The organism is Mycetocola sp. 2940, assembly GCF_040548835.1.
Classification (GTDB): domain Bacteria; phylum Actinomycetota; class Actinomycetes; order Actinomycetales; family Microbacteriaceae; genus Mycetocola_A.
Genome location: NZ_JBEPSK010000004.1, coordinates 261,331 through 287,264, shown reverse-complemented (window position 1 = coordinate 287,264; position 25,934 = coordinate 261,331). Strand labels below are relative to the sequence as shown.

The 25,934-nt window shown below is 67.2% G+C and carries 24 protein-coding genes and 1 pseudogene; 8 read left to right on the top strand and 17 right to left on the bottom strand.

Annotated elements, in window-relative coordinates; translation table 11 throughout:
* Window positions 1–112: 112 nt before the first annotated feature.
* The gene (locus ABIE24_RS08355) at window positions 113–595 is read right to left on the bottom strand and encodes an alpha/beta fold hydrolase (protein ID WP_354498630.1); all 483 of its coding nucleotides are present in this window, start codon (window positions 593–595) and stop codon (window positions 113–115) included.
* 191 nt (window positions 596–786) lie between these two features.
* Here ABIE24_RS08355 and ABIE24_RS08350 point away from each other — a divergent pair, with 191 nt between their 5' ends.
* The 3 genes from ABIE24_RS08350 to ABIE24_RS08340 all read left to right on the top strand — a co-directional run bounded on the left by ABIE24_RS08350 (window position 787) and on the right by ABIE24_RS08340 (window position 4,417).
* Window positions 787–1,818 (top strand): iron ABC transporter substrate-binding protein, encoded by a 1,032-nt coding sequence (locus ABIE24_RS08350; protein WP_354498628.1) that lies wholly within the window; start codon window positions 787–789, stop codon window positions 1,816–1,818.
* A gap of 98 nt (window positions 1,819–1,916) precedes the next feature.
* Window positions 1,917–3,371: an ABC transporter permease gene (locus ABIE24_RS08345; protein ID WP_354498626.1), complete on the top strand. Its 1,455-nt coding sequence runs from the start codon at window positions 1,917–1,919 to the stop codon at window positions 3,369–3,371.
* A complete protein-coding gene (locus ABIE24_RS08340; protein WP_354498624.1) occupies window positions 3,368–4,417 on the top strand; it encodes an ABC transporter ATP-binding protein in 1,050 nt (349 codons plus the stop codon). Before ABIE24_RS08345 ends, ABIE24_RS08340 begins: the two co-directional genes overlap by 4 nt.
* A 10-nt stretch (window positions 4,418–4,427) precedes the next feature.
* On the opposite strand, the gene ABIE24_RS08335 is transcribed toward ABIE24_RS08340, so the two are convergent.
* The 9 genes from ABIE24_RS08335 to ABIE24_RS08295 all read right to left on the bottom strand — a co-directional run bounded on the left by ABIE24_RS08335 (window position 4,428) and on the right by ABIE24_RS08295 (window position 15,461).
* Window positions 4,428–7,154 carry an AMP-binding protein gene (locus ABIE24_RS08335; RefSeq protein ID WP_354498622.1) on the bottom strand — a complete coding sequence of 909 codons (2,727 nt, stop codon included), beginning with the start codon at window positions 7,152–7,154 and terminating at the stop codon, window positions 4,428–4,430.
* A gap of 116 nt (window positions 7,155–7,270) precedes the next feature.
* The gene (locus ABIE24_RS08330; RefSeq protein ID WP_354498620.1) at window positions 7,271–8,398 is read right to left on the bottom strand and encodes a Gfo/Idh/MocA family protein; all 1,128 of its coding nucleotides are present in this window, start codon (window positions 8,396–8,398) and stop codon (window positions 7,271–7,273) included.
* Window positions 8,374–9,177, bottom strand: a complete 804-nt coding sequence (locus ABIE24_RS08325; protein ID WP_354498618.1) for a sugar phosphate isomerase/epimerase family protein — start codon at window positions 9,175–9,177, stop codon at window positions 8,374–8,376. The genes ABIE24_RS08330 and ABIE24_RS08325 overlap by 25 nt, the downstream gene beginning before the upstream one ends.
* 210 nt (window positions 9,178–9,387) lie before the next feature.
* The gene (locus ABIE24_RS08320; RefSeq protein WP_354498616.1) at window positions 9,388–10,251 is read right to left on the bottom strand and encodes a phosphogluconate dehydrogenase C-terminal domain-containing protein; all 864 of its coding nucleotides are present in this window, start codon (window positions 10,249–10,251) and stop codon (window positions 9,388–9,390) included.
* Window positions 10,248–11,042 carry a sugar phosphate isomerase/epimerase family protein gene (locus ABIE24_RS08315; RefSeq protein WP_354498614.1) on the bottom strand — a complete coding sequence of 265 codons (795 nt, stop codon included), beginning with the start codon at window positions 11,040–11,042 and terminating at the stop codon, window positions 10,248–10,250. Before ABIE24_RS08315 ends, ABIE24_RS08320 begins: the two co-directional genes overlap by 4 nt.
* Window positions 11,039–11,809: a triose-phosphate isomerase family protein gene (locus tag ABIE24_RS08310; RefSeq protein ID WP_354498612.1), complete on the bottom strand. Its 771-nt coding sequence runs from the start codon at window positions 11,807–11,809 to the stop codon at window positions 11,039–11,041. The genes ABIE24_RS08315 and ABIE24_RS08310 overlap by 4 nt, the downstream gene beginning before the upstream one ends.
* Entirely contained in the window at window positions 11,809–12,276 is a 468-nt protein-coding gene (locus ABIE24_RS08305; RefSeq protein WP_354498610.1) for a ribose-5-phosphate isomerase, read from the bottom strand. Before ABIE24_RS08305 ends, ABIE24_RS08310 begins: the two co-directional genes overlap by 1 nt.
* Window positions 12,277–14,001: a dihydroxyacetone kinase family protein gene (locus tag ABIE24_RS08300; protein ID WP_354498608.1), complete on the bottom strand. Its 1,725-nt coding sequence runs from the start codon at window positions 13,999–14,001 to the stop codon at window positions 12,277–12,279.
* 92 nt (window positions 14,002–14,093) lie between these two features.
* A complete protein-coding gene (locus ABIE24_RS08295) occupies window positions 14,094–15,461 on the bottom strand; it encodes an MFS transporter (RefSeq protein ID WP_354498606.1) in 1,368 nt (455 codons plus the stop codon).
* Window positions 15,462–15,721: 260 nt separating this feature from the next.
* On the opposite strand from ABIE24_RS08295, the gene ABIE24_RS08290 reads away from it, so the two are divergent.
* The 3 genes from ABIE24_RS08290 to ABIE24_RS08280 all read left to right on the top strand — a co-directional run bounded on the left by ABIE24_RS08290 (window position 15,722) and on the right by ABIE24_RS08280 (window position 19,198).
* Entirely contained in the window at window positions 15,722–16,378 is a 657-nt protein-coding gene (locus ABIE24_RS08290) for a FadR/GntR family transcriptional regulator (RefSeq protein ID WP_354498604.1), read from the top strand.
* A gap of 141 nt (window positions 16,379–16,519) precedes the next feature.
* Window positions 16,520–17,281, top strand: a complete 762-nt coding sequence (locus ABIE24_RS08285; protein ID WP_354498602.1) for an SDR family NAD(P)-dependent oxidoreductase — start codon at window positions 16,520–16,522, stop codon at window positions 17,279–17,281.
* A gap of 9 nt (window positions 17,282–17,290) precedes the next feature.
* Entirely contained in the window at window positions 17,291–19,198 is a 1,908-nt protein-coding gene (locus tag ABIE24_RS08280; RefSeq protein WP_354498600.1) for a D-apionate lactonase family protein, read from the top strand.
* Between the two features lie 45 nt (window positions 19,199–19,243).
* Here ABIE24_RS08280 and ABIE24_RS08275 read toward each other — a convergent pair whose 3' ends face one another.
* From ABIE24_RS08275 to ABIE24_RS08255, 5 genes are all read right to left on the bottom strand, one after another.
* Window positions 19,244–20,233 (bottom strand): D-ribose ABC transporter substrate-binding protein, encoded by a 990-nt coding sequence (locus ABIE24_RS08275; RefSeq protein WP_354498598.1) that lies wholly within the window; start codon window positions 20,231–20,233, stop codon window positions 19,244–19,246.
* A 60-nt stretch (window positions 20,234–20,293) separates the two neighbouring features.
* A complete protein-coding gene (locus ABIE24_RS08270) occupies window positions 20,294–21,427 on the bottom strand; it encodes an ABC transporter permease (RefSeq protein WP_354498596.1) in 1,134 nt (377 codons plus the stop codon).
* The gene (locus ABIE24_RS08265; protein WP_354498594.1) at window positions 21,424–22,977 is read right to left on the bottom strand and encodes a sugar ABC transporter ATP-binding protein; all 1,554 of its coding nucleotides are present in this window, start codon (window positions 22,975–22,977) and stop codon (window positions 21,424–21,426) included. The genes ABIE24_RS08270 and ABIE24_RS08265 overlap by 4 nt, the downstream gene beginning before the upstream one ends.
* The gene (locus ABIE24_RS08260; RefSeq protein ID WP_354498592.1) at window positions 22,974–23,621 is read right to left on the bottom strand and encodes a DUF2291 family protein; all 648 of its coding nucleotides are present in this window, start codon (window positions 23,619–23,621) and stop codon (window positions 22,974–22,976) included. The genes ABIE24_RS08265 and ABIE24_RS08260 overlap by 4 nt, the downstream gene beginning before the upstream one ends.
* Before the next feature lie 139 nt (window positions 23,622–23,760).
* Window positions 23,761–24,051 (bottom strand): ABC transporter permease family protein, encoded by a 291-nt coding sequence (locus ABIE24_RS08255; RefSeq protein ID WP_354498591.1) that lies wholly within the window; start codon window positions 24,049–24,051, stop codon window positions 23,761–23,763.
* On the opposite strand from ABIE24_RS08255, the gene ABIE24_RS08250 reads away from it, so the two are divergent.
* Window positions 24,050–24,229, top strand: a complete 180-nt coding sequence (locus ABIE24_RS08250) for a substrate-binding domain-containing protein (RefSeq protein WP_354498589.1) — start codon at window positions 24,050–24,052, stop codon at window positions 24,227–24,229. The two genes, ABIE24_RS08255 and ABIE24_RS08250, sit on opposite strands and share 2 nt — an antisense overlap.
* Window positions 24,230–24,301: 72 nt before the next feature.
* On the opposite strand, the pseudogene ABIE24_RS17675 reads toward ABIE24_RS08250, so the two are convergent.
* A pseudogene (locus tag ABIE24_RS17675) lies at window positions 24,302–24,444 on the bottom strand (fructose-bisphosphatase class II); the annotation flags it as partial.
* On the opposite strand from ABIE24_RS17675, the gene ABIE24_RS08245 reads away from it, so the two are divergent.
* Window positions 24,444–24,578, top strand: coding sequence for an RraA family protein (locus ABIE24_RS08245; RefSeq protein ID WP_354498871.1), 135 nt, complete (start codon window positions 24,444–24,446; stop codon window positions 24,576–24,578). The pseudogene ABIE24_RS17675 and the gene ABIE24_RS08245 overlap by 1 nt on opposite strands.
* A 53-nt stretch (window positions 24,579–24,631) precedes the next feature.
* Here the strand turns inward: ABIE24_RS08245 and ABIE24_RS08240 are convergent, their stop codons facing one another.
* On the bottom strand, window positions 24,632–25,822 hold the full coding sequence (locus ABIE24_RS08240; protein WP_354498587.1) for an alpha/beta hydrolase family protein: 1,191 nt from the start codon (window positions 25,820–25,822) through the stop codon (window positions 24,632–24,634).
* Window positions 25,823–25,934: the final 112 nt, after the last annotated feature.

Sequence of the window (25,934 nt, the reverse complement as noted above, 5' to 3'; positions counted from 1 at the left end):
GATGGGCGATTCCCGACAGCCGCGCGGTCCCGGGCGGCGACCTGCCTTCTGCCGCGGTCGCACCAACGAGAGTACTCGCAGCCTGTCGCACGTGTCCCCGGTCCGGGAGTGCTCACGCTGAGCGGGCCCAGCGGGCAACCGCATCGACATAAGCGCCGGGCGCATCCCAGGTCGGAACGTGGCCGGATTCCTCGAGCACCTCGAGCTGCCAGTCGGGCCGGCGGGCGATCAGGTCGTCGACCAACCCTCTCTGGATGTGCCGTTCTCGAGCGCCCCAGATCAGAAGTGTCGGCACGCGTACCCGATCCACCGCAGCGACGGCGTGGCGCTGGTCGACCATCATGGCGGAAAGGACGGAGACGAAGGACGTCACAGCCGCCCCGGCGCGCCGGCGATCGCTGAAGCCCTCGACCGAATCGCCGAGAGCGCTGAGAAGCTCCGGTGACATCCTGGTGGCGTCGATCCCGCTTCGCTCGAACGAGCGAACGGTCCGGGAATCGGGCGGATTCTGGTGCAGCCGGGAGAGGCTACGGCGTTTGTACCGGATCGCCCAGGGCATCGCCATGCGGCCCATCGCGGAAGGCAGCGAAAGCACGAGTCGGCCGAATGTGCGCCACAGCAGACGCGAGACCGGCGGGTCCGGCCGGCGCCGCGGCGCCCATCGTACGCTGGCGTGGCCGAGGCTGACAGCCCGGCGCGTGCCGTTGTGGTCGCGGTCCGCCCGGCTCCCCCTCACTGTGGTTTAGGATTGCCTTACCTTCCCCCCATTGGACTGAAAGGTCCTTCATGCCTTTACGCCTGCGCCGCTCCCTTCTCGCTCCGTTGACCATCTCCGCACTGCTCCTCACGGGTTGCTCTGGTTCTGGCGCAGCGGACGGTTCGACGTCGGACGACGCTCTCGTCGTCTACAACGCACAGCATGAGGAACTCACCCAGGAGTGGGCCGACGCGTTCACCGAGGAAAGCGGCATCGAGGTGGTACTCCGCAACGGCGATGACAGCGAGCTCGGAAACCAGCTCGTCCAGGAGGGGTCCGCGTCGAAAGCAGACGTGTTCCTCACTGAGAACTCCCCGGCGATGTCGCTCGTCGAGCAGGCCGGGCTCCTCGCCCCGGTCGATGACGCCACTCTCGCCCTCGTCCCGGAGCAGTACCGACCTGCGTCAGGCGACTGGACCGGCATCGCCGCCCGTTCGACGGTTGTCGTCTACAACCCCGACCTCATCTCCGAGTCGGAACTCCCCACCTCGCTGCTCGACCTCGCGAAACCGGAGTGGAAGGGACGCTGGGGTGCAGCCCCCGCGAAAGCCGACTTCCAGGCCATCGTCTCCGCGGTACTCGAGACACAGGGTGAAGACGGCGCGCGTGAGTGGCTCGAAGGCATGGCACGCAACGCCACCGAGTACCGCAACAACATCGTCACCATGAAGGCCGTCAACGCCGGCGAAGTGCCGGTCGGAGTCATCTACCACTACTACTGGTACCGCGACCAGGATGCCGCCGCAGAAGACAGCGGAAACACGAAACTGCACTATCTCGGCGACCAGGACCCAGGGGCTTTCGTGAGCGTATCGGGCGGGGGCGTCCTCAAGACCGCGCCGCACGCCGACGAGGCACAGCAGTTCCTTGCCTTCATCGCCGGCGAGGAGGGCCAGAAAATACTGGGTGAGGGCTACAGCTTCGAGTACCCGGTCGCGTCCGGTGTCGCGGCGAAATCCGAACTGCCCCCGCTCGACGACCTGAACGCCCCCGCAATCGACCCGTCCACCCTGAACGGCCCGAAGGTGATCGAACTCATGACGGAAGCCGGCCTGCTCTGACCACGCTGACGACCCGGCCGCCGCGCGACACGACGCACGGGCGTCGTGCCCCCGCGGGTCTGATTGCGGTCGTCGCCGTCCTCGCCCTCGGTGCGCTTGTGCCGATCGGCTTCGTTCTCCAGGCCGCGTTCGCCCTGGGCTGGGCCGAGCTCTCGGCACTGGTGTTCCGCCCGAAGGTCGGCGAGTTGCTCGCCAACACCGTGGCGCTCGTCGTGATCGGTGTCCCGGCATCCGCGCTGCTCGGTGTCGGTGGCGCCTGGCTCGTCGAACGCACGGCACTGCCGGGCCGCCGCGTGTTCGCCGTGGCATTCGCAGCGCCCCTCGCGATTCCGGCCTTCGTCGCCAGTTACGGGTGGGCAAGCGCGGTGCCGTCGATCAGCGGCTTGTGGGGCGGCCTGCTCGTCGCGGTGACCGCGTACTTTCCGCTGGTCTACCTGCCTGCGCTCGCGGCGATCCGTGGCCTGGATCCCGCACTCGAGGAATCGGCCCGTTCCCTCGGTATGGGCTCCTGGGCGGTGTTCATCCGGGTGGTGTTGCCGCAGCTGCGGCTTGCGGTGCTGGGCGGCGGGCTGGTCGTCGCCATGCACCTGCTCGCTGAGTACGGCGCCTTCGCTTTTCTGCGCTTCGACACCTTCACGACGGCCATCGTGGTCGCCTACCAGGCGACGTTCGCCGGCCCGAACGCGGCCGCACTCGGGCTCATTCTGTTGCTGCTGTGCCTCGCGCTCCTCATCGCCGAGTCACTCGCCCGCGGTCACGCACGCTACGCCAGGGTGGGCGGCGGTTCGCCGCACCCACCCGCGCGACTGTCGCTCGGGCGTCTCACTCCCCTCGCTGTCGTCGGTGCTGTCTGCCTCGTCGTCGCCTCGACTCTCGTGCCGCTCACGAGCGTGGTGCGCTGGCTGTTTCGCGCCGACGCCACCGACCTCGGAGACCTCGCGTCGGCAACCACCCAGACCCTCGTCCTCGCGCTCGCTGCCGCGGCCTGTGCGATCGCCGTTGCGCTCCCCTTCGCCTGGCTGTCTGTGCGGTATCCGGACCGGCTCTCGCGTCTGCTCGAGGGTGCCGCGTATCTCGCCAGCAGCCTGCCCGCGATCATTGTGGCGCTCGCCCTCGTCGCGACGAGCCTCGCGTTCGCCCCGACGCTGTACCAGACAGCGTTCACCGTCGTGGCGGCATACGTTGTGATCTTCCTCCCGCGCGCGCTGGTGCCCCTGCGAGCCGGTCTGTCGCAGGTTCCCGAGTCGCTCGAGGAGGCCGCCCGATCGCTGGGCGTGACCCCGTTCGCCGCGCGATTGCGCGTGACCGTGCCGCTCCTCGTGCCTGCGGTGTGTGCGGGCGGCGCCCTCGTCGCGCTCGGCGCGGCGAACGAGCTCACGGCCACCCTGCTGCTCGCGCCGACCGGCACCCGAACCGTCGCGACAAGCTTCTGGTCGGCAGCATCCTCGCTCGACTACCCCACCGCCGCCCCATACGCGATCGTGCTCGTGCTGCTCTCCTGCCCAGCAGTCGCGCTCATGTTCGCCCACGCGACCGGACGGAGCCTCCGATGACACTGCGCCTCAGCAACATCTCCAAGGCGTTCGGCCCGACGGACGTGCTCAACGACGTCAGCCTCGAGGTGCCCGACGGCACGCGGATCGCGCTCGTGGGGTCATCAGGCAGCGGCAAGAGCACGCTGTTGCGGCTCATCGCCGGTTTCGAACGACCGGATACCGGCACCATCGCGCTGGGCGACCGTGAACTCGCAGGCCCCTCGTCGACGGTGCCGGCGCATCGACGCGGCATCGGCTACGTCGCGCAGGACGGCGCCTTGTTCCCGCATCTCTCCGTCGCCCGCAACATAGCATTCGGGATGCCCCGCGCAGCGCGAAACGTCACCCGTGTCCGCGAGTTGATGGATCTCGCCTCCCTTGACCACACCCTCGCCGCCCGGATGCCGCACGAGCTCTCGGGCGGGCAGCAGCAGCGGGTCGCCCTCGCCCGGGCTCTCACGCAGCGCCCAACGGTGATCCTGCTCGATGAACCGTTCAGCGCCCTCGACTCCGGCCTCCGGTCCCAGACCCGCCAGGCGGTGGTCGACATGCTCGAGCGCAGCGGTGTGACCGCGGTGCTCGTCACCCACGACCGGGACGAAGCACTCTCCTTCGGTCACCAGGTCGGCGTTCTGACGGGCGGTCGGCTGGTGCAGGCCGGCGCACCGGCTGGCGTGTTCGACGCCCCGGTCGATGTGCGCGTCGCCGAGTTCCTCGGTGACATGATGCTCGTCCCGGCGCGCCTCACCAGCGCCGACGCGGTCGACTGCGCCTTCGGGCGGCTTGCCGTGCGGCACGACCGCAGCGGCGGCGCCGCCCGGGTCTCTGCCATGGTCCGGCCGGAGCAATTGCGTCTGGCACCGGCCGCCGACGGCAACGCGATCGTTGTCGGCATCCGTTCGACGGGCGCCGGCGCCGATCTCAGGCTGCGGTTCGGGAACGGCGAATCCCCGACAGAGGCGACACACCGGGTTCCCCTTCACACTGCGTCACGATTCCCCGCGGGATGCCGCGTGCAGGTCGCCGTCGACGGCGGAGTCGTGCTCTACCCGAGCGACGACTAGCCGAGCTCCGTTAACCCGAGTGCGCTGCAGCCAACGCCCTGGCGGGCTCGGCAGGACCGGCTTCGACGGCTGGTTCCCGCCTCGCCGCGAAGGACGCGCGCATCGAACGGATGGTGCAGCCGACGCGTTCGCTCACCAGCGTGTAAGCGCGCCAGGCGAGAACTCCAACCACAAGCGAGAGCAGCGTTCCGAGCCACGGCGCGCTCTGCTCGAAGGACGGGTACACCTGCCAGTGGGTGAGATAGATGAACATCGACGCCCCGGCCACCGCGGCGACGAGGGGAACCAGCCACCGCGGCACGCGTACCGCGGGAACCCAGACCAGCGCGAGCACGCCTCCCGCGACGAGCATCTCCCGCATCGGATCACCGAAGAATCCGGCCGAACCGGCCACGGCGATCGCGGAGACGAGGATGCGCCGGGCCGTCGTGTCAGCACGGGCCACGAGCCAGCCGAGTGCGATGAGCCACACGACCACCGGCGCCGAGTAACGTTCGACGTACTCGGCCCGAGGGCCGGCGATGGCGACGCGCGCGATGAAGGCGATCGTGAATACCACAAGAGCGAAGGCGAAAGGCGATCGCCGTTCAAGACGGTCGACGGCGCGGAACGCGAACAGCGCGGCGAGACCGGCGAGAGTCCAGAGCATTGCTTCGAGGAACCAGAACTGCCACTGCTCGTTCCACCGTCCTTCGCTCGGCACGAGGTTGTTCAGGAGCAGTACGGTCGTGAGCTGATACTGGCCGGTCAGAAGCGCGACGCCCCCGATCCAGAGCACCGCGGGCGCTGCGAGTTGGGCAGTGCTGCGCCCGAGCGAGCGGAGCCGCGACCGCCCCTCCACCGATGCAAACTGGAACCGGGCGAGGTTGTACCCGGCAACGGCGAGCAGCAGGTGCGCGCCGCCCTTGACCACGAACAGGTCGGCGTGGGTGCCGACGATGAGCACGATCGAGAGCGCCCTCAGCATGGCGGGTGTTTCGAGGTGGACGAGGCTCGCGAGACGCGAGCGCAGGCGCGCACCGACTGGCCGGTGTGAGGTATCCGCCGGGCCGGCGGGCACGATCGACGTGTCGGCGACGTCATCGGTGTCGGCGGTGGTGGTCGACGCCGCCAGTTCCCGCACGGTGCGCGTCGGCCAGTCGCGCGGCAACGCGCCAACCATCGACTCCAGCCGCAGGGACACCTCGATGTAGCTGAGCGAGTCGCCGCCGAGGCCGGCGAAGGAGTCGTCGAGTGTCACGTCGGGGCGGGTCAGCAGTGTCGCGAACAGATCGCGGATCGCTTCGGGCGAGGTGTCGGTCGGGGACGCGCCACGCGTACCACCGGAGACGACGGCGCGATCCTGCAGTGCGGCGAAACGCACCAGCGCCGCCGTGTCGGGCTTGCCGCTCGAGGTGCGAGGGAACTCGTGGACCGCGTACGCCGCGATGGCGTGCTCCGGTACACCAACGAGCGCAGCAATGCGCTCCTGTGCCCGGCGAACCGTGCGGTCCGAGGTGGCGAAGAGCAGCAGCCGTTCACCGGCGCTGGCGACGCGCACGTCGATTCCCTCGTCGGCGAGGAGCCGCTCCACCCGGTCGAGGTCGACCCGCAGTCCGAAGATCTTGACGAAGCGGCTGATCCGGCCGACGATCTCATACAGCCCGTCCTCGCGACGGCGGGCAAGGTCCCCGGTGCGCAGCTCAGAAGCGGTGCGACCGAGCCTGAAGTCCTCCGGTGTTTCGGCGTAGCCGAGCATCACGTTCGGGCCCTCGTAGACGAGCTCCCCCGAATTCCCGGCCGGAGCATCCGTGCCGTCGCTCGCGTCGATGCGAAAACGACCACCGGGAATCGGTCGTCCGATGGCTCCGGCGGATGCACCGATCAGCTCGGGAGGCAGATAGGCCATCCGTGCGGTGGCTTCGGTCTGGCCGTACATGACGAACAGGTCGAACCCGCGTTCGTCGCCGATCTGGGCGAAACGATGGACGGTCTCGGGCGCGAGGCGTCCACCCGCCTGGGTCACGTAGCGCAGGCTCGGAATCGGACGTTCGGCGAAGCCGCTCGCCTCGAGCAGGTCGAAGGTGTGGGGCACGCCGGCGAAGGAGGTGATCCGGTGAGCGGATGCCTCCTGCCAGAAGGCGTCCTCGGTGACGGACCGCTCCGTGAGCAGAAGGCTCGCACCGGTGAGCAGATGGCTGTTCACCACCGACAGGCCGTAGCAGTACTGCAGGGGCAGCGTCGTCGCAGCCCGGTCGCTGGATTCGAGCCGCAGATACTCGGCGATGGATGCGGCGTTGCTGCGCAGGTTGTCGAAGGAGAGACGCACGAGCTTCGGCGACCCGGTCGACCCCGACGTGCTGGCGAGCAGCGCCAGCTCGGGATGGAAAACGTGGCGACTGTCCGGGTGACGCTTGTCGAGCGTCCATCCTGACGGACCGTTGTGGGCGACCACGTCGGGTCTGAACCGCTCGGTGAAGGTGGCCCGGTGGGCCACGCTCGCCTCGTCCTCCCCGTCGGGTACGAGGAGCACGGGGTGCCCGTCCTCGAGCGCGGCGAGGTAGGTGACGATCGGCTCGAGCGCATTGGCCGCGGAGATCATCACGAGGCGCCGGATGCCACCGAGCTCACTCCTGCGCTCGCCGACCCGCCGGGCGAGTTCCGAGTAGGTGATCGTCCCACCGTCGACGACCAGTGCCGGAGCGTCGGGTCGGCCGCCGAGAAGGGACAGGCCGGGGGCAGCGGCGATTGTTGGCATTGACGAAGAGCACTTTCGGCGGGGAACGGGGAGGCGACCCGGGGATCCGGGCTTAGGTAAGCATAACCTAACAGCGAGGCCGGAGCCCGGGTCGCGCCCCGTCGAGCTTCAGGCGACTACAACGTTGCCGCCGACGGGTCCCAGTCCTCCGCCAGAGGCACCGGCTTCTCGACGGTGGAGGACACCGTTGTCGTTAGCCCGGTCTCGGCGGCGGCCGAGATGGACAGCAGCACGTCGAGCACGTGCTCGGCGACCGCGCCGCTTGCCCGCTCCTGCCCTCCCCCGCGGATCGCCCGGGCCAGGTCGAGAACTCCCGACCCGCGCCCGAAGAACGACCCGGTCGCCGTCAGGGTCGTCGGTTCGTCGTGTCCGAAACGCCACAGGGTGGAGTCCCCGTCGAACATGTTCGGGTCGGGCAGCACAATGGTGCCTTCGGTGCCGCTGATCTCGACGAAACCGGCACGCGGCAGGGCGTTCTGGAAGCTGAAGGTCGACTGCGCCGACTGACCGCCTTCGAAGCTGATGAGGGCTGCGTGGTGGGTGGGAACTTCCACGGGGAACGTCTCACCGATCCTCGGGCCGCTGCCGACCGAACGCGTGTCGTGCGATTTCGAGGACACCGCGCTGACCCGTGCGGCCGGCCCGAAGGCGTGGACGAGCGTCGTGACGTAGTACGGGCCCATGTCGAAAAGCGGGCCGGCGCCGTACGCGAACAGGAAGTCGGGATTGGGGTGCCAGGCTTCGGGCCCGGGCACGTGGAAGATCGTCGTCGCGGTGAGCGGTTCGCCGATGTCGCCGCGGGCGATCGCGCGTAACGCGGACTGGATGCCACCCCCGAGCACGGTGTCAGGGGCACACGCGACACGCAGGCCGGCCGCAGCCGCGGTGGCGAGCAATCCGGCTCCGGATGCGGCGTCGAGCGCCAGGGGCTTCTCGCTCCAGATGTGCTTGCCAGCGGCAAGGATCTGCTGGCCAACCTCGACATGGACGGCAGGAATCGTCAGATTCACAACGATTTCAATGTCATCCCGGGCGAGGAGTTCCGCGACGGAGCCGCTGCCCGAGATGCCGTAGGCGGTTGCCTGTGCTTCAGCGCGGGCCAGGTCGATGTCGGCGATGAAGCGCACCTCGACGTCACGGAACTTCGTCAGATTGTCCAGGTACTGCGTGCTAATGACTCCTGCGCCGATGATGCCGACGCCGACAACTCCGGTGCGGCTCACTTGTCGTTCTCCGAGAGCCATGCGAACGACTGGGCGACCCCGTCGAAAACATCGCCGGCATAACCGTCGAACTCGACGACCCGCAGGGCATGGGGTGCGGCCGCGAGAATCGCTCGGACGTTGACATCCCCCTGTCCGGCCGGGAGCTGGGACTCGAACGCGGTTGCGAGGGCATCCGGCACGTTCAGCGCGCTCTCGCTGCTGGGCAGCGCCGTGGCGATGTCGCCGACGATCGGACCGTCCTTGATGTGGAGGAACTGCACCCGCTGGCCCAGACGCTGAAGCAGCTCAGCCGGGTCGACTCCCCCGACCGTGGCCCAGTAGGTATCGACCTCGAGCACGACCTCGGGCGAGAGTCGCTCGAGGAACAATTCGTAAACCGGGCGGCCGTCGATTGTGTTCGCGAACTCCCACTGGTGGTTGTGATAGCCGAATCCCAGCCCGGACGCGGCCGCCAGGACCTGCAGTTCGTTGACCCGGTCGGCGATCCAGGCGACGTCGTCGCGCGTCTGCCACCGGTCGGCGGGGATGAACGGGTCGATCACGGTGCCGATGCCGAGCTGCGCGGCAGCGGCGAAGGCACGCTCAGGATCTTCGGAATCGATCACCGGCGCGTGGCCGGACGGTGCGGCGACACCGGATGCCGCGAACGCTCGGGCGTACTCGTCGGCACGCTCCACGAACGCATACGGTTCGACCTTGGTGAAACCGATCGCCGCGATGCGGGCGACAGCGCCCTGAAGGTCATCGGCGATCGCGTCGCGGACGGTGTACAACTGCACGGACGGAGAAGTGGGCATTGAATGGCTCCTGAAGACTGACGACGGGATGGGAGGCGTGCCGTGCACCAATGGCACGAGAGCAGTTTAGGGTCGTTCGGACCTCGCTGTCGCGCCAGGTGCCACCGCGGATGGGACTCTGCACCGAGCACGAAGGTCCCGTCTCCGCCAGGTGGCGGGCCCTTCGTGCGCGGTTTCGCTATGCGCTCAGCAGCGCACCGCGATCAGCGGCTAGCGCTCGATCTTGTCGAGGTGCAGCATCTTCGCGAGGTTCTTGTCGAGCTCGTCGTCGCGGAAGACCTTCTTCCAGTCGTCCTTGATGATCGATTCCTTGCCGTAGTCCATCGCGATGAGGCACGCGTCGCTGAACGGGTTGTCGCCACGGAGTCCGTTGGCGAGCGCGACCTGCGTGTGGCCGAGGAGGATCGACCGTGCTGCGGGCTCCGGAACACCCATCGTGTTCACGGCTTCGTCGAGGGCTTCCTTGAGGAGCGCGCCGATCATGCAGGCGATGGTCTCAACGAGAGTCGGCTCGAGCTGGGCGAGCTGCTTGATGGTGACCCAGTGCACGTCGACGACGGGGGCGTAGATCGCCCGGACGGTGGCCTCGACGATGGCCTTCTTCTCGGGGTCGTCCGACTCGATCGCCGCGATGGCATCCTGGGGCGCGGCGATGCCGCCGAACGTGTCCGCGTACTCCTCAGGCGTGGTGCGCTGCAGGAAGATCGACGGGTGGCACGGGTGCGCAACCGCCTGGATGACGTCGTCACGGGTGGTGAGCAGTCCGGCGTATGCCGCGGCGGGGTCGAGGGTGAGGACGATGGCGCCCGCCTTCAGCTGCGGCACGATCTGGGCCGTGACGGGGCCGAGGGCGAGGTCGGGGACGGCGAGCACGACGATGTCGGCGTCGGCGATCGCTTCAGCGGTCTCGGTGAGGTCACGGCCGGCGGCACGGACACGGTCCTGGCCGACGGGCGAGTTCTCGCTGTAGAAGACGGTGTGGTCGGTCTTGGCGAGGTTGTCGGAGACGCGGGTCCCCATCTTTCCTCCGGCGCCGATCACGGCGATGGTGGGGTTGAAGTCGGTCGTGGTCATCGGTTTCTCCTCAGGTAGTCCAGGGTGGTGGTTGTCCAGGCGATCTCTGCCTGCACGGTGGTTTCGGGGTCGCCCTGCCACGGCAACCAGTGTTCGACGATTTCGTTGATGCCGCGGGCCTCCGGCGTCACGGTCGCGAGCAGGTGGGGGTAGTCGTGCAGCCCCTCGCCCATCGGGGCACCGCTGTAAGTGAAGCCGACCCAGCCGTCCTGTCGCGCGAAGGCGAAGTCCTTCACGTGCACGTTGCGGGTGAGCGGGGCACACCGTTCGACGGCATCCCTCGGCAGTTCCAGTCCGGCGACGACATTCGCCGGGTCGAGGCAGATGCCGAGCCGGTCGCTCCCGACGCGTTCGATCAGGCCGACGAGGTCCGCGGTCGGCACCTGCTCGTACGTCTCGAGCGCGAGCGTCACGCCTGCCGCATCGAACGACGGCAGAATGTCGTCGAGAATGCGGGATGCCTCGTCGAGGCTCGGGCGGAAGTCCGGCGAGTAGACCATGCTCCGTACGAGCTCAGCGTCGAACAGGTCAGCGAGACGCAGGAACTCGGTCAGGTGCGCCGGGTCGATGCCCTTCGTCCCGAGCTCGATCGTCAGCCCGAGGCTGCGGGCCGCGGCGGCAGCGTCGTCGAGCTCGGAGTCGGACATCTCGAGAAGCGGCGCGTAGTCGCAGATCTGGAACAGATCGACGTCGAGCTCACGGGTGCGCTCGAACGCACCGACCAGGCTGAGCGGCTCGGGCACTCGCGCCGAGTGCTGCCAGAAGAAGGCGTAGGTTCCGAGGCCGATCATGCGCGTACCGTGGATCCGGCGAGCGTTGCGGCCTCGTCGAGGACTGATGCCAGCGCCGCCGGGTCGTGCGCGAAACGGCCGAGGAACAGCCCGTCGACCGAACCGCCCAGGGCGGTCAGCAGGCCGGGTCCTGCGGATCCGCCGTAGATCACCGAGCTGCCGTCGCGACCGGGCAGCGCGTCGACGGCGGTACGGAGGGCACGAGCGACAGCGATGATGTGCTCAGCGGGCGCCGGTTCGGGGGCGCCGATCGCCCAGACCGGTTCATAGGCGACGTGAACACGGCCGGCCGGGGCGCCATCGAGCGCGGAGTGCAGTTGCTGGATGACCTCGCGGGCGGCGGCATCTGGTTTGCTGCGGAGCGTCTCACCGATGCAGAGCACAGGGGCGATGCCGTTGCGCAGGGCGGCGGTGGTCTTCGCCGCCACGATCTCGTCGTCCTCGCCGAAGATCCGTCGTCGTTCGGCGTGGCCGACCTCGACGACGCCGACACCGAGTTCGGCGAGCTCAGCGCCTGAGACCTCGCCTGTGTACGCGCCGTCGTCCTCCCAGAACAGGTCCTGGGCGCCGACGACGACCGGGGTCCCGGCCAGCGCCTCGATCGCGGCGGGGATGGCGACGAAGCTGGGGATGACGAACAGTTCCACCGCGCCGTTCCTCACCGACTCGTTCTCGCGGGCCAGCTCGGCCACCTGAGCGAACCATTCCCGGGCGCGGGCGTGCCCGAAGTACATCTTCAGGCTCACTCCGACGACGACGGGTGCCATCAGCAGCTGCCGGTGGCTTCGTACGTGTCGAGGACGGCGACTTTCTCAGCGCTGGCGGAGGTCTCGTCGAAGCGGTAGGTGAGCCATTCGCGCACGAGGCGGCGGGCCAGTTCGGCGCCGATCACGCGCTGGCCGAGGGCGAGCACCTGCGCGTTGTTCGACAGCACGAGGCGCTCGACCGAGAAGCTGTCGTGGGCGACGGATGCGCGCACGCCCTTGACCTTGCCGGCCGCCATCGCCACACCCATCCCGGTGCCGCAGATCACCAGGCCCCGGTCGGCCTCCCCTGCCGCGATGGCCTCGCCGACGGCGACGCCGACCCGCGGGTACGGGGTGTGGCCGTCAGCGTCCACACCGACATCGGTGACGCTCTCGACGAGGTCGTTGGCGAGGAGGTCCTTCTTGAGGATCTCTTTGTAGTCGAATCCGGCGTCATCGGATCCGATGACGATACGAAGCTTGTCCATTTACTTTTCCTGTTCCTTGAGTACGGTGGCGAGTCTCTGGACGATGAGCGCGAGCGAGTGCGCTCCGGCGTCCGGGGTGCCGAGCGATTTCTCGGCGTGGGGCCGTGCCCGGCCCATCCGCGGCAGTAGATCGGCGGTTGCGGCGGCAGCAGCGGTCGACGCGTCCGCGGCGATCGCCCAGGCGGCGGCGAGTCGCGCTCCCCCGGCGATCTCACGCGACAGGGTGTCGGCGAAGGGGACGAGCGAGTCGACCATGGTTTTGTCGCCGGGCACGGCGCCGAAGGTCAGGATGCTGTCTTTCGCACCCTGCACACCGGCAGCGACCGCAGCTCGGGTCGGCGCGGCCGTGTCGCCGAGCGCCGTGGCGACGGCGGTGAGCGCGGCACCCCACAGCGCACCGGACGTTCCTCCGGCGCGGTCGGACCAGGCGTCCGCTGCGCGGGTGAGCACGGTCTCGGCGCCGGCACCGCGGTCGAGGGCGTCCTGCGCCGCCGCCTTCGCCGCCTGCGAGCCACGCTGCATCCCGATCCCGTGGTCACCGTCACCGGCGACCGCGTCGATCCGGCCGAGTTCGTCGACGTTCTCGTCGATCACGCCGGCGATCGCCTCGATCACGGCGAACGCGATCCGGGCGGCCGCCTGGGATTCGGCGCTCGCGTCCGGGATCTCGTCCACCCCGGCGGCGCTGTCGACGATCGGTGCCTGCTCGGCCGCGGCGACGGAACCCTTGCGGTAGGCGGGCGTGTCGGCCGGGGCACGCCAGAACGTTTCGAGTTCGTCGTCGAGCCAGAACAGGGTGAGCGAGACCCCGGCCATGTCGAAGCTCGTGACGAGTTCGCCGACCTCGGGGTCGACGACGGTGACGCCGGCGTCAGCGAGGAGCTCGGCGACCCGGCGGTACACGACGAACAGTTCCTCGTACTTGACCGAGCCGAGGCCGTTGAGGATGACCCCGGCCCGCTGCCCGTCGGCGGAGTCGATGCCGTCCGGGAGTTCGGCCAGGAGCCTCGTGACGAAGAGTTCGGCGAGGCCGTCGGCGGTGGGCACATCGGTTTCATCGATCCCGGGCTCGCCGTGGATGCCGATCCCGACGCCCATCCGGCCTTCGGGCACGGTGAACAGCGGGGCTTCTGCTCCGGGGAGGGTGCAACCGGTGAACGCGACCCCGAACGACCGGGTGCGCTCGTTGGCGAGCGTGGCGACCCGGACGACGTCGTCGAGCGAGTAGCCCGCTTCGGATGCCGCAGCGGCCGCCTTGAACACGGTCAGGTCGCCGGCGATCCCGCGGCGTTTGTGCTTCTCCGCGACCGACGCGCTGGCGATGTCGTCGGTCACGACAACGGTCCGGCAGTCGATACCGTCAGCGATCAGGCGCTCCTGCGCCTGGGTGAAGTGCAACACGTCGCCGGCATAGTTGCCGTATGTGAACAACACACCGCCGCCCTGGGACGCCGCCGCGCCGACCGAGTGCACCTGCTGGGCCGAGGGCGACGCGAACAGGTTGCCCATCGCGGCACCATGAGCAAGACCCTGACCGACCAGGCCGCCGAACGCCGGGTAATGGCCCGACCCGCCGCCGATCACGACAGCGACCGATCCGGGTGTCGAGACCGTGCTCCGGATGACTCCCCCGGAAACCCGGCGAACCTGGGAGGCGTTGGCCGCGACGAAACCGTCGATCATCTCGTCGGCGAAAGCGACCGGGTCATTGAACAGGCGAGTCATATGCGAGAGCTCCGAATAGGTAGGGAAAGAGTAACGGTGTGGGGGTGGGGCGGCCGGATCGCGGCCGCCCCATCGACGGTTGCTGCGGACGGTTACTGCGCCAGAGCCTGGGCGTCGACCTCGTCGACGGTACCGGGCGGGGTCCTCTTGGCACGGGACAGGATGAGCATGATCACGCCGGAGAGGGCCATGAAGCCACCGACGATGAACATCGGCAGCTCATAGCTGCCCGTCCAGTCCGCCACGGCACCCGTGAGGAACGGCGCCGAGAATCCGGCCAGGTTTCCCACGGTGTTGATCAGGGCGATGCCCGCTGCGGCTGCCGCTCCGGTGAGGAATTGCGTCGGCAGGGTCCAGAAGTTCGGCAGGGCCGAGAAGATCGCCGAGGCGGTGATGGCAATGATCAGGATCGTGGCGAACGGGGACCCGGCGAAGAGGGCGAAGGGGATGCTCAGCGCGCCGACGAATGCCGGGATGACGATGTGCCAGGTCTTCAGTCCACGCCTCGTGGCATCCCGGGACCAGAAGTACAGGGCGAACGCTGCAGGGATGTACGGGATAGCTGTGATCAGACCCTTCTGGAAGGTGTCGAACTCGGTACCGAACTGAGCCTGGAAGCCCTCGATGATCGTCGGCAGGAAGAATCCGAGCGAATAGAGGCCGTAGATGAAGCCGAAATAGATGAACGCGAGCGCCCAGACCCGACCGCTCTTGAAGGCGTCGCGGATGCGGCCGTGTCCGTGCGTCTTCTCGGTGTGCTTGCGCTCGGTCTCCAGGGCTCCGGTGAGCCAGACCTGCTCTTCATTCGTCAGCCATTTGGCATCCGCCGGGCGGTCCTTGAGGTAGAAGAAGGCGACGATGCCGATGAGAATGGCGGGAATGGCCACACCGAGGAACATGAAGCGCCAGCCTTCGATCCCGAGCCGTTCACCCTGGATGACGAGGATGGCTGCGAGCGGGGCTCCGATGACCGTCGTGAGTGGCTGTGCCAGGTAGAACAGCGCGAGGATCTTGGAGCGGTGCGCCGCGGGGACCCAGAGGCTGAGGAACAGGATCGCCCCGGGGAAGAAGCCGGCTTCGGCGACACCGAGCAGGAAGCGCAGGACGACGAGCTGCTCGAAGTTCTGGACCCAGGTGAAGAGCAGGGCGACGATTCCCCAGCTGACCATGATCCGGGCGAGCCACTTACGGGCGCCGAACCGGTGCAGGGCGAGGTTCGACGGAACCTCGAGCAGGATGTAGCCGATGAAGAACACGCCCGAGGCGAATCCGAACTGCGCCGCAGACAGCGCGAGGTCTTCGTTCATGCCGTTCGGAGCAGCGAACCCGATCGCGGTCCTGTCGAGGTAATTGATGAAGAACATCAGTGCCACGAAGGGCACGAGGCGAACGGCAACCTTCTTGATCGCAGACTTCTCGACCGCTGATTGCGGTTGAGAAGTCGGTGTGGTGGAGGCCACTTCTAACTCCTTTGTTAAGACACGAAACTGCGACGAGGCTCAGAAAACACTGCTGCCGCGAAACGAGTATTCAAGAAATTTTGAATGCTGTCAACCGGTTGACCAAAATATTCGTCAACCGGTTAGCCGAATTGACGCTGAGGGGGTGACTTCCGCGAGGCATCCGCTAGCCTCGAGCCATGCCGGCATACCCGAATGATACGTCCGCAGGAATCGCTGCGTCCATTGGCAGTCTTGCCGGAAATACACCGGTGTCCGCTGTGGCGAAGCGTCTGCTGGAGATCTTCACTCGGGGTGACATCGAACCAGGGACCCGGCTGCCCCCGGAACGCCAGCTCGCGACGACCCTCGGCGTCGGCCGCTCGGCTGTTCGCGAAGCCCTTGCAGCGCTCGAGCTGCTCGGCATCGTCGACGTACGCCCCGGCTCGGGAACCTACCTTCGCGGTTCCGCAAGTGAACTCCTCCCCCAGACGCTCAGCTGGGGGCTCATGCTCGACGAGCCGCGAACCGCGGAACTCATCGAGGTACGTGGAGCACTGGAAATCTACGCAGCGCGACTGGCCGCATCCCGGATCTCTGACGAGGCGCTCGGACGCCTTCGCGAGCACCTCGACGACATGCGTGCACACATCGACGACCTGCACGCGTTCGTCGAGGCTGACCTGCAGTTCCACTCCGAGCTCGCGCGCAGTATCAATAACACGGTTCTTCTCGACCTGTTACAGAGCATCCGGTCTCTCCTCCGCGTCTGGGTGGACCGTGCAGTGCAGCAGCCCGAGGAAGCCTCGGTAGCGATCGAAGAGCACACCGCGGTGTTCGAAGCGATCGCGACGCGGGACCCGGATGCTGCGGCGTCGGCCATGGCCATCCACATGAACACGGCAGGGGCGCGCCTCTCCCGGTCACTGACGCCGTAGCCGCCGCATCCAATGGCTCGCTGTCGTATTCTGTCGGCTCAGGATCCCCGACGGGGCCGCATCGTGGTGTCCTTTGCTCCTACTATGGAGGAGACGAACGGTCAACCGGTTCACCGCATGCGGTGAACTCAATCGAAGGAAATGGATGACGTGACTGGAAGATTGCAAGGCAAGACGGCACTCGTGACCGGGGCGGGATCCGGGATCGGCCGCGCCATCGCCGAACGATTCGCTCGCGAGGGGGCCACTGTTGTGATCTCCGACCGCGACATCGACGCGGCGAGGGCCGTCGCATCAGCCATTCCGACAGCGATCGCACTCGAACTGGACATCGCCGACGAGTCCAGTGTCGCCTCCGCCTTCGCCGGGCTGGCCGATTCGGGGCGCGCTCCCGATGTGGTCGTCGCCAACGCGGGTGTGCAACTGTTCGGTCAGGATGCGCCCATCGCCGACCTCTCGCTCGAAACCTGGAAGCGCACAATCGACGTCAACCTGACAGGCACCTTTCTCACGGTCAAGCATGCCGTGCGGGCGATGCTCGGGCGCGGTGGCTCGATCATCCTCACGGGCAGTCCCACGGGCTTGAACGGAGAGGGACGGGATTTCACCGCGTACTCGTCGTCGAAAGCGGGTATCCACGGGCTGGGCCGCACGGTCGCCGCCGCGTACGCGGCAGACGGCATCCGCGTCAATACGGTGGTGCCCGGCTACACCGAGACTCCCCTCGTCTCCGCGATCTCCGGTGACGCAGAGGCGCGCGCCGCGATCGTGTCACGCATTCCCCTCGGCCGGGCCGGTAAGGCTGACGACGTCGAAGGAATCATGGTCTACCTCGCCAGCGACGAGGCCACGTTCGCCACCGGCGCGATCTTCCGCGTCGACGGCGGCATGACGACGCTCTAGCCCGTGGCCATGACCGACTCCTCCACGGCGAGACCAGCTCGGATCGAGCGCCTTCATCCCCCGACCGACCTCCTGCTCGAGCGAGAGGCGACGGCAACGACCCACGTCATCGGTCCATGGTCGATGTCACTTCGGGGCGCGGAGATCGACGACATCACCTTCGACGGAGCGCTGATTCTCCGAAGCATCCGTCTCATCGGGCGCGATGAAGACTGGCGCACCCTGCCGATGCACCTTGACGCCAATGGACCGCAAACCGGATTCCACCGAACGGGTGAGGGTTTTGACCTGCACGGACGCGGTGGAGCCGACGGCAGTCTCTTCAGGTGGAGTCTGGCTCTCCAGATCGACGGTGATGCGCTGGTTGTCACGGCTCGCGTTGAGGCCACCACGTCGTTTCGCCGCAACAGGCTCGGCCTCATCGTGCTGCACCCGCCGGACCTCGCCGGTCGCCCGCTGGCAGTGGAACATCCGGCGGGAACCACCACCACGACGTTTCCCGAGCGCATCTCCCCGCACCAGCCCGCCAGGGACATCGGTGCCTTGTCGTGGCAAGCATTGACCGCGGCCGCACAGGGTGCCGCGGCCGTGGACTGCGATCTCCGGTTCACCGGCGACGTGTTCGAGATGGAAGACCAGCGCAACTGGACGGACGCGTCGTTCAAGACCTACTCGACCCCGTTGTCGGAGCCCTTTCCGGTGGAGCTCGCCCGGGGCACCGTCGTTCACCAGTCCGTCGAGTTGCGCTGCGCGGGCCCCGGTCGCGGTCGCACGTCGGCGGAAGAGCCCGACCCGGGAAGGTCGCTCAGCGCGGGCGTTGCGTTCGGCGCCGAAGACCCCACCATCACGCTCCCCCACGTGACGACCTCGGTGTCGAACGGACCCGGTGCCGGACCCCAGATGTTCCCGGCGTTCGGACCGCTGCTCTGTGAGCTGGATCCCGGCTTTGCCGGCTGGCGCGCCGTGCTCGACCGGGCCGTGCGGGAATCCGGCGGGCGGGCACTCGACCTGCGGCTCATCGTCGAGCAGCCCGACGAGGTGAACCCGGTGTTGGATGTGATCCGGGATGCGAACATCGCCATCGACAGGGTTGGCGTCTTCGACCGGAGCACGCACGTTTCTGAACCTCACCTGCTGGTCGGCCTCCGGAGAACGCTGGACGACCGCGGCATCACCGCCGACCTGCTCGGCGGCACCCGCGCCCACTTCACCGAACTCAATCGGAACCACGCCCGGCTTGCGGAGTGGGACGGACCGCTGTCGTTCAGCATCACGCCGTTCATGCACGACCGGGGCGGGCATCAGCTCGTGGAGTCCATTGCCATGCAACGGCTCGTCGCCCGCGACGCCCTCGACATCGCGCAGGGCCGCCCGCTGCATATCGGACCGATCACGCTCGGAGCCCGGTTCAATGCCGTGGCGACCACCCCTGCCCCGTCGCCAAACGAGGGCACCATTTCGGAAGGATTCGGGGCCGAGCTGGTCGACGGCGCGACCGACCAACGGCAGAGCTCACCGTCCCTGGCCGCGTGGGTGCTGGCAAGCGTCGCCGCACTGACGGTCAGCGGCGTCGCCTCGTTGTCCTACTTCGAGGCATCCGGAGCCCGTGGGCTCGTCGACGCCGACGGGCACAAGACGGCAGCGGCTGAGATGCTGGAGGTCATCGCCACGCTCTCAGGCGGCGCGGTCGCCCCTCTGCTGTCGGATCATCCGGCGATCGTGGGTCTCGCCGTCGCCGGACGAGGCGATGGTGCCGACGCCGGCACCAGGGTGGCTTTGGTGGGCAACCTCAGTGATACGCCGGTGACCGTCGAGATGGACGAAGTCGACAGCGTCACGCTCCAGCCAGGCGCCACCACACGGATCGCGATCCGTGGGCACTCGTTTCCCGCGGGTCACGCGTCATCGACCACATGATCGGCGGGGCTCACACGTGAGCCCCGCCGATCATTCCTGGGTTGACTAGCCTTCGAGCGCGAAGCTCGTGTAGGTGTCGGCGTTGGAGGTGTCGATGACGACGCAGTCGATGGACTGTTTCTCTTCGGCTCCGGTCTCCCCGGTGCGGATGAACTCGTCAGCCTGCTGCACGGCGAGTTCCGAGATCAGAACGGCCGGCTGCAGGCCGGTGGCAACGAGCTTGCCGTCCTTGATCGCCTGAACGGCGTCGGGGCTGCCGTCGAAACCGACGATCTTGATCTTGTCGAGCAGCCCTGCAGCCTCGACGGCGGCGACGGCGCCGAGCGCCATGGTGTCGTTGCCGGCGATGATGCCCTGGATGTCGGGGTCACGCTGGAGAAGCGTCTCCACCTTCGAGAAGGCTTCATTCTGGTCCCAGTTCGCCGTCTCCTTGGCGGCCGAAACGAGGTTCGGGTACTGGGAGATGACACTGGCAAACGCCTCAGAGCGCACGCCGGCGTTGGTGTCCGACTCCTTGCCGGTCAGTTCGATGTACTTGCCACCGTCCGGAAGGGCAGCGACGAAGGACTCGGCAACGGCCGCAGCGCCCTGGGCGTTGTTCGCGACGATCTGTGCCTTGGCAATGCCGGATTCGTTGATCTCACGGTCGATGAGGAACACAGGAACCCCGGCTTCGTCCGCTTTCTTGATCGGGCCGATGGATGCGTCGGCACCCGCGTTGTCGAGGATGATCGCCTTGGCGCCCTTGCTGATGGCGGAGTCGATGAGTTCGCTCTGCTTGTTCGGGTCGTCATCGTGCGAGGCGACGGAGGTCTCGTAGCCGAGCTTCTCTGCCTCGGCCTTGGCGGCATCCGCTTCTGCCTTGAAGAAGGGGTTCTCCTGCGCGGGCGTGATGATCGCGATGAGGCCGCCGGCCTCGCCGGAGCCGGAGCCGGAGTCGTCCGCGTCGCTTGAGCCGCCTGGGGCTCCTGCACAGCCGACGAGGCCGACGATGGTGAACACTGCGACTGTCGCAGCGAGAATCTGTCGCTTCATTGCTTGGATGCCTTTCGTTTCTTGGTGTGTTCGGCAGGAACGCCGGGATGGGAATTTCGGTCAGGAAAGTGTTTTGGCTGGAGTCAGGTCGCTGTGGCTGCTGGCAGCCAGCGCCGCGTTCTTCGATCGTTTGATGCGCTGCTGGGCCTGGTCGAGCATGACGGCGAGGATGATGACGGCGCCCTTGATCGTGATCTGCCAGAAGGTTGAGACGCCGACGATCACGAGGCCGTCACTCAGGAAGCCGATGACGAACGCACCGATGAGCACGCCGCGCACGTTCCCGCGGCCGCCGGTGAGCGCCGCGCCGCCGATCACGACAGCGGCGATGGCGTTGAGCTCGAACGATTCTCCGAGTTGAGGCGCGGCGCTGGTCAACTCGGACGAGATGATGAGGCCTGTCGTCGCTGCACAGAACCCGCTGATCATGTAGACGCGCAGTTTGACTCGTTGAACCGGAACCCCGGAGAGTTCCGCCGCCCGCTCATTGCCACCTGTTGCGTAGACCCAGCGGCCGAACGGCATCCGCGTGAGCACGAAGGCGGCCACGAGGGCGAAGACCACCATGATCCAGATCGCGGTAGGGATGCCGAGGAGTCGCCCGCCCCCAATCAGGCCGAAGCCGGTGTTGCCCAGTGCCTCCTCCCCACCCAGCCGCGGATAGGTCGAACCGTTCGAAATGAGAAGAGCGGCGCCTCGGGCGACGTACAACATGCCGAGGGTCGCGATGAACGGGGCGACGCTGAATTTCGTCACGAGGATGCCGTTGATCCAGCCGACGAGGGTCCCGACGGCGAGCGAGCACAGCACGACGACCCACACCGGCGGGTAGACCACGACGCCGAAGAGGTCGAGCTGCCAGCCCTGGAGGAGCACGCCGGCGACGACCCCGGACAGCCCGACGGTCGACCCGACGGAGAGGTCGATGCCTCCCTTGAGGATGACGAAGAGCATGCCGAGCGCGAGGATCGCGTTGTAGGCCACGTGCTTGGTCATTGTCAGCAGGTTGTTGAAGGTCAGGAACGAGTCCGACAGCAGCGCGAAGATGATGACCAGAACGATGAGGGCAATGAACGCGCGGCCCTCGAGCAGGATCCCGAGGTAGTCGATCTGGCGCTTGTCAGCACCGGCTTTGCCGTTGCCGGGGCCTCGGCCATTCGTGGACGGGCGCACGCCCGACGTCGTTGCAGTCACTTTCCGAGTCCATTCTCTGGTTCCACAGCATCGGTTGATTCGCCGGAGGCCACCATGAGGCCCTCGCGGTCGGTGTGTTTCGGGTCGAACTCGGCGACGATCCGGCCCTTGGAGAGCACGATCACCCGGTTCGACACGCCGAGGGCCTCGCCTACCTCGGAGGTAGCGAAGAGAACCCCGAGCCCCCGTTTTGCTTCGCGGGCCATGAGCCCGAAGATCTCCGCTTTCGCTCCGACGTCGATTCCGCGGGACGGCTCGTCGAGCAGGATCACCTCAGGCTCGGTCATGAGAATTTTCGAGATCACGACCTTCTGCTGGTTGCCGCCGGAGAGCGAGGAGATGGCCGCCGAGGGCCCCGACGTCTTCACCTTGACGTCGGAGACAGCTTTGTCGATGCTGGCCCGCTCCCCCCGTCGATTGAGGACGATGCCTTTCACGAAGGCGAGCAGGTTGGCGAGCGAGGCGTTCTCGCCCACCGTCATCGTCTGGACGAGGCCGTCCCGCTGACGGTCCTCCGGCACGAGCGCAAGTCCGAGGGCGATACGCTCTGCGACCGATTCCCTGTCGAGCACCCGACCCTTGAGTTCCACGGTTCCCGACTGGATCGGGATTCGGCCGGCCAGGGCTTCGAGAAGCTCCGTCCGGCCGGCGCCCATGAGCCCGTACAGACACACGATCTCCCCCGCGCGGACCTCGATCGAGAGGTCGTCGACGGCGAGTCGCGCCGGGTTCGACGGGTCGGCGATCACGATGTTCTTCAGCGACAGCACCGGTTCGCCGAATTCCTCGAGGAGGTCGGGCGACAGGTCGCCGACGTCGCGCCCCACCATGTTGGAGATGACCCAGCCGAGGTCGATCTCGTTCCGGTCACCGAGAGCGACGAGGTCCCCGTCCCGGAACACCACGGCGTGATCGGCGATCTCCAGGGCCTCTTCGAGGTGGTGGGAGATGTAGACGATGGCGACGTTCTCGGCGGTGAGCTCACGGATGAGCCTGAAGAGAACCTCGACCTCGGTCCCGCTCAGCGCCGACGTCGGTTCGTCCATGATGAGCACACGCGCGTTCCCGGCCAGAGCCCGGGCGATCTCGACAATCTGCTGCTGGCCGAGACGGAGGTCACCGACCAGTGTCTTCGGGTCGAGCCGTTCCTCGAGCCGTTCCATGAGCCGGACGGTGGTGGCGTTCTCCGCGCCGTAGTCGATGATGACTCCGCCGCGCACCTCTTCGCGGCCCATGTAGATGTTGTCCCTCACATTGAGGTTGGGGGCGAGGCTGAGTTCCTGGTGGATGATCGCGATGCCGCGGGATGCCGCGTCGACGGTGTCGCGGAGCTGCAGCGGTTGGCCGTCCAGCTCGAGCGTGCCCGATGTCGGGGTTTCCACACCGCTGAGGATCTTCATCAGCGTGGACTTTCCCGCGCCGTTCTCGCCGAACAGCACGGTGACCGTGCCCTTCCGGATCGAGAAGTCGACGCCTTTCAGCGCCCGGGTCGCGCCGTAGCTCTTCGTGATGCCGATGGCGCGCATCACGACGTCGTCCACGTCGGTCACTGCTCCACCCCGAACTCGACGGGGACGACCGAAACGAGGGCTGGATTCACCCGGGTGAACGCGCCAGTGACCGTGACGGTCTTCCCCTCGAGCGTGGCCGGGTCGACATCCGCGAGCACCTGCTCCTTGACGAGGGTGTTCAATTCGGTCGCGACCTCCTGGAACTCGAGCTGGTTGGTGAAGTCGTTGAAGTTGACGGTCCCCGTGGCGTCCCGGATCGCCGTGCCGTTGATGGCAGGGCCGATCTGCACCTGCACGACGACACCCTCGGGGAGGCCTTCGACGGCCACCGGGAGGATCGACCCGTTGGGCGCGCCGGCGACACCGGTGAACGTGACAGGGAACGAGTAGGCGCTCGACGATCCGGAAGAGTGACCGAAGTCGGCCTCATCCGCGCCGCCGGCGAGGTCTTCGAGCAGCGCCGGAAGCTCCGTGGCATCCTCGGTGATCGCGGGGACGATGTCCTCGTCGAAGTGTTCGGCGGCGTAATCAGCCGGCTCGAAGGCCCCCGCCTGGGATGCTTCGGCCGCCTCGCCGATCGAGAGCACCTTCGTGCTGGCGATCGCCGCCGCGACGACGACGAGGGCGACCAGAACGCCGGTGAGCTTCACGATCAAACGGCGTCGTGGTGCGGTAACGGTCATCGACCGGCTCCTTTGCGGGTCACGCATCTCCAGCATTTCGGCAACAGGTCGCCTGGCTGTGAGTGCTGTGCGGTGTCGAGATCCATCGACGGGGCGTGCCTATCATGTACCACTCGTCACCTTTTGGTCAACCGGTTGTTCAGGAGGTCGGTAGTCGAACCGACTGATGGCTGGTCAACGGCAAAGGCCGTGCGGTCATCTGCCCGCACGGCCTCTGCCTCCTACAACGCGTGTAACCCTTGACGGCTCCCGCCAGTGCACCCTGAACGAAGTAGCGCTGGAAGAGCAGGTAGACGATGAGCACGGGCACCGCCGACATGAAGATGAACGCGTTCAACGGTCCATAGTCCGTGCCGTGCTGGGTCGAGAAACTCTGCACGGCCAGCGGGATCGTCCAGTTGGTCTGGGAGCGGAGCAGCGTCATCGCCATGGCCTATTTTTCGCCGCCACTCACAACGATGCGTGTGGATTTCCGCGAGATCGGGATGACCACCTTCCGCATGCTGCATCAGCAAATACTCACAGGACAGTTCGGCGAGCACCCCGTGCTCGATCCGGAGCTGATCATCCGTCCTTCTACCGCCGCACCGCGCGCACATTCCCTCTGAAGCCGGGCGGCTACGCCAGGACGGCCGGACCGCAACCGACCGGGCCGGCTGAGCGCCGACGTGAACTCACTCTCATTCTGCGGCAAGATGTTCAGCTCGAACTCGACGGATCGTGCCTGAGCGGGAGCGGAGCACGATCGACTCGGTGGTGACCGCCCGTCCGACGCGTCGAACATCTCGCACGAGCCTCCGTCCGTGACGCCGGCCGCGACGAATCGGAACGAACCCGCGTACCAGCGCGAAAACGGGTGAAGGCGAAGCCGATGTCATCCTCGAATTCGGGGGGGTGACTTTCAGGCCCGGCGCGAACCTCTTCAGCGACGATGACGGCATCCTCGTAGAACGCTGAAGCGTGTCGAGCGTCCCAGCGAATAACTCAGGGATGGTCCTGGCAACGGTCTCTCAGGCGCGATCGTGCGGAACGGATGCGGCAGACGCCGCGTTCGTGCCTGTCGACGCCCGCCCTGCCAGCCACGAGCAAACAACCGCCTGCCAGCGTTCGCAGTCCGAGTTCCAGGTCATGGTGTGATCGGCGTCGAACGCCTCGAGGTCGACGATGTCCGGGCGCAGGTCCCGAAGGCGGGCGGAGAGCGCGAACGGCGACGACGTGTCGGGGCTGCCGTGGAGGATCAGGGTCGGCACAGTCAATTCGTCGGCACGCGCGATCCAGTCGAAGCGGCGCAGATCGACTCGGTTGGCGAGTCCTGTCACACGAGCCATCGTTCGGAATTTCAGCCACGGCACCGCGAGGACGCCTGTCCAGTCGGGCATCCCTGCGCGTGCACAGTTCGCTCTGATCGTCGAGACCCAGTCGAGAACGGGCGATTCGAGGACGAGGCCTGCGATCAGGCCGTGGAACTCGGCATCGGCGCCGAGCTGCAGCGCGATTGCCGCTCCCATCGACCATCCGACGAGCACGACGCTGCGTGCACCATTCTCACGCGCGAAGCGCACCGCCGCACGCACGTCATCCGCCTCGTCGGACCCCAGCCCACTTCTTCCGGTCCCCACGAACGGACCTTCACCATCGTTCCGGTAGGTCACGACGAGCGACGTCAGTCCGGCTTCCGAGGCAGCGTGCACGCCACGAAGCACGCCGGCGCGGGAGCCTCCGAGGCCGTGGATGTGGATGGCCCAGATGGTCGACGAGTCACCCTCAGGAGCGACGAGCCAGGCGGGCGAGGGGCCTACTCCCGTCGGCACCTCGACATCCGTGACCGCCAGCCCGGCATCTTCCGGACTCGAGAAGATAATGCCGCTCCAGGATGCTCGCCCGCCGACTGTCAGGCCTTCGCCGGGCTCGCCCAGAACCTGGCGGGCGACGAGACCCGGTCCGCGATCCTCGGCTTCGGGTGACAGTCGAACCCGGCCACCGTTCTCGACGAAGAGGCTGTACAAGCCGTGCAGCGTGGTCCGTGGCGTCCGATCCAGCACGACGGTGAGCAGCTCCCCCGACGTTTCCACGCCTCGAATCGTGAGGTCGTACTGTCGCCCGCCCGGTGCGGTCAGGCGCCTCGCGATCACCAGCCCGAGCCCTCCGAACGCCACGCCCGCGGCGGCCACCACACCTGTCGCCGCCCACGTGACTCTCATCGCTGCTGCCTTTCTCCGGTCGTCGCCGACGTCGTCTCTGGCGACGAAGGGTTCACGAACCGGCCCCTTTGGCGATTGTGAACGTCAGATTCATGATTATGCAGGTTGATGA

What these genes read in the sequence shown, in the direction of transcription:
- ABIE24_RS08350 (WP_354498628.1), top strand. Translation starts at nt 787, where the DNA reads ATGCCTTTACGCCTGCGCCGCTCCCTTCTCGCTCCGTTGACCATCTCC.
- ABIE24_RS08340 (WP_354498624.1), top strand. Translation starts at nt 3,368, where the DNA reads ATGACACTGCGCCTCAGCAACATCTCCAAGGCGTTCGGCCCGACGGAC.
- ABIE24_RS08335 (WP_354498622.1), bottom strand. Translation starts at nt 7,154, where the DNA reads ATGCCAACAATCGCCGCTGCCCCCGGCCTGTCCCTTCTCGGCGGCCGA.
- ABIE24_RS08330 (WP_354498620.1), bottom strand. Translation starts at nt 8,398, where the DNA reads ATGGCTCTCGGAGAACGACAAGTGAGCCGCACCGGAGTTGTCGGCGTC.
- ABIE24_RS08325 (WP_354498618.1), bottom strand. Translation starts at nt 9,177, where the DNA reads ATGCCCACTTCTCCGTCCGTGCAGTTGTACACCGTCCGCGACGCGATC.
- ABIE24_RS08320 (WP_354498616.1), bottom strand. Translation starts at nt 10,251, where the DNA reads ATGACCACGACCGACTTCAACCCCACCATCGCCGTGATCGGCGCCGGA.
- ABIE24_RS08315 (WP_354498614.1), bottom strand. Translation starts at nt 11,042, where the DNA reads ATGATCGGCCTCGGAACCTACGCCTTCTTCTGGCAGCACTCGGCGCGA.
- ABIE24_RS08310 (WP_354498612.1), bottom strand. Translation starts at nt 11,809, where the DNA reads ATGGCACCCGTCGTCGTCGGAGTGAGCCTGAAGATGTACTTCGGGCAC.
- ABIE24_RS08305 (WP_354498610.1), bottom strand. Translation starts at nt 12,276, where the DNA reads ATGGACAAGCTTCGTATCGTCATCGGATCCGATGACGCCGGATTCGAC.
- ABIE24_RS08300 (WP_354498608.1), bottom strand. Translation starts at nt 14,001, where the DNA reads ATGACTCGCCTGTTCAATGACCCGGTCGCTTTCGCCGACGAGATGATC.
- ABIE24_RS08285 (WP_354498602.1), top strand. Translation starts at nt 16,520, where the DNA reads ATGGATGACGTGACTGGAAGATTGCAAGGCAAGACGGCACTCGTGACC.
- ABIE24_RS08280 (WP_354498600.1), top strand. Translation starts at nt 17,291, where the DNA reads ATGACCGACTCCTCCACGGCGAGACCAGCTCGGATCGAGCGCCTTCAT.
- ABIE24_RS08275 (WP_354498598.1), bottom strand. Translation starts at nt 20,233, where the DNA reads ATGAAGCGACAGATTCTCGCTGCGACAGTCGCAGTGTTCACCATCGTC.
- ABIE24_RS08260 (WP_354498592.1), bottom strand. Translation starts at nt 23,621, where the DNA reads ATGACCGTTACCGCACCACGACGCCGTTTGATCGTGAAGCTCACCGGC.
- ABIE24_RS08250 (WP_354498589.1), top strand. Translation starts at nt 24,050, where the DNA reads ATGGCCTATTTTTCGCCGCCACTCACAACGATGCGTGTGGATTTCCGC.
- ABIE24_RS08255 (WP_354498591.1), bottom strand. Translation starts at nt 24,051, where the DNA reads ATGGCGATGACGCTGCTCCGCTCCCAGACCAACTGGACGATCCCGCTG.
- ABIE24_RS08240 (WP_354498587.1), bottom strand. Translation starts at nt 25,822, where the DNA reads ATGAGAGTCACGTGGGCGGCGACAGGTGTGGTGGCCGCCGCGGGCGTG.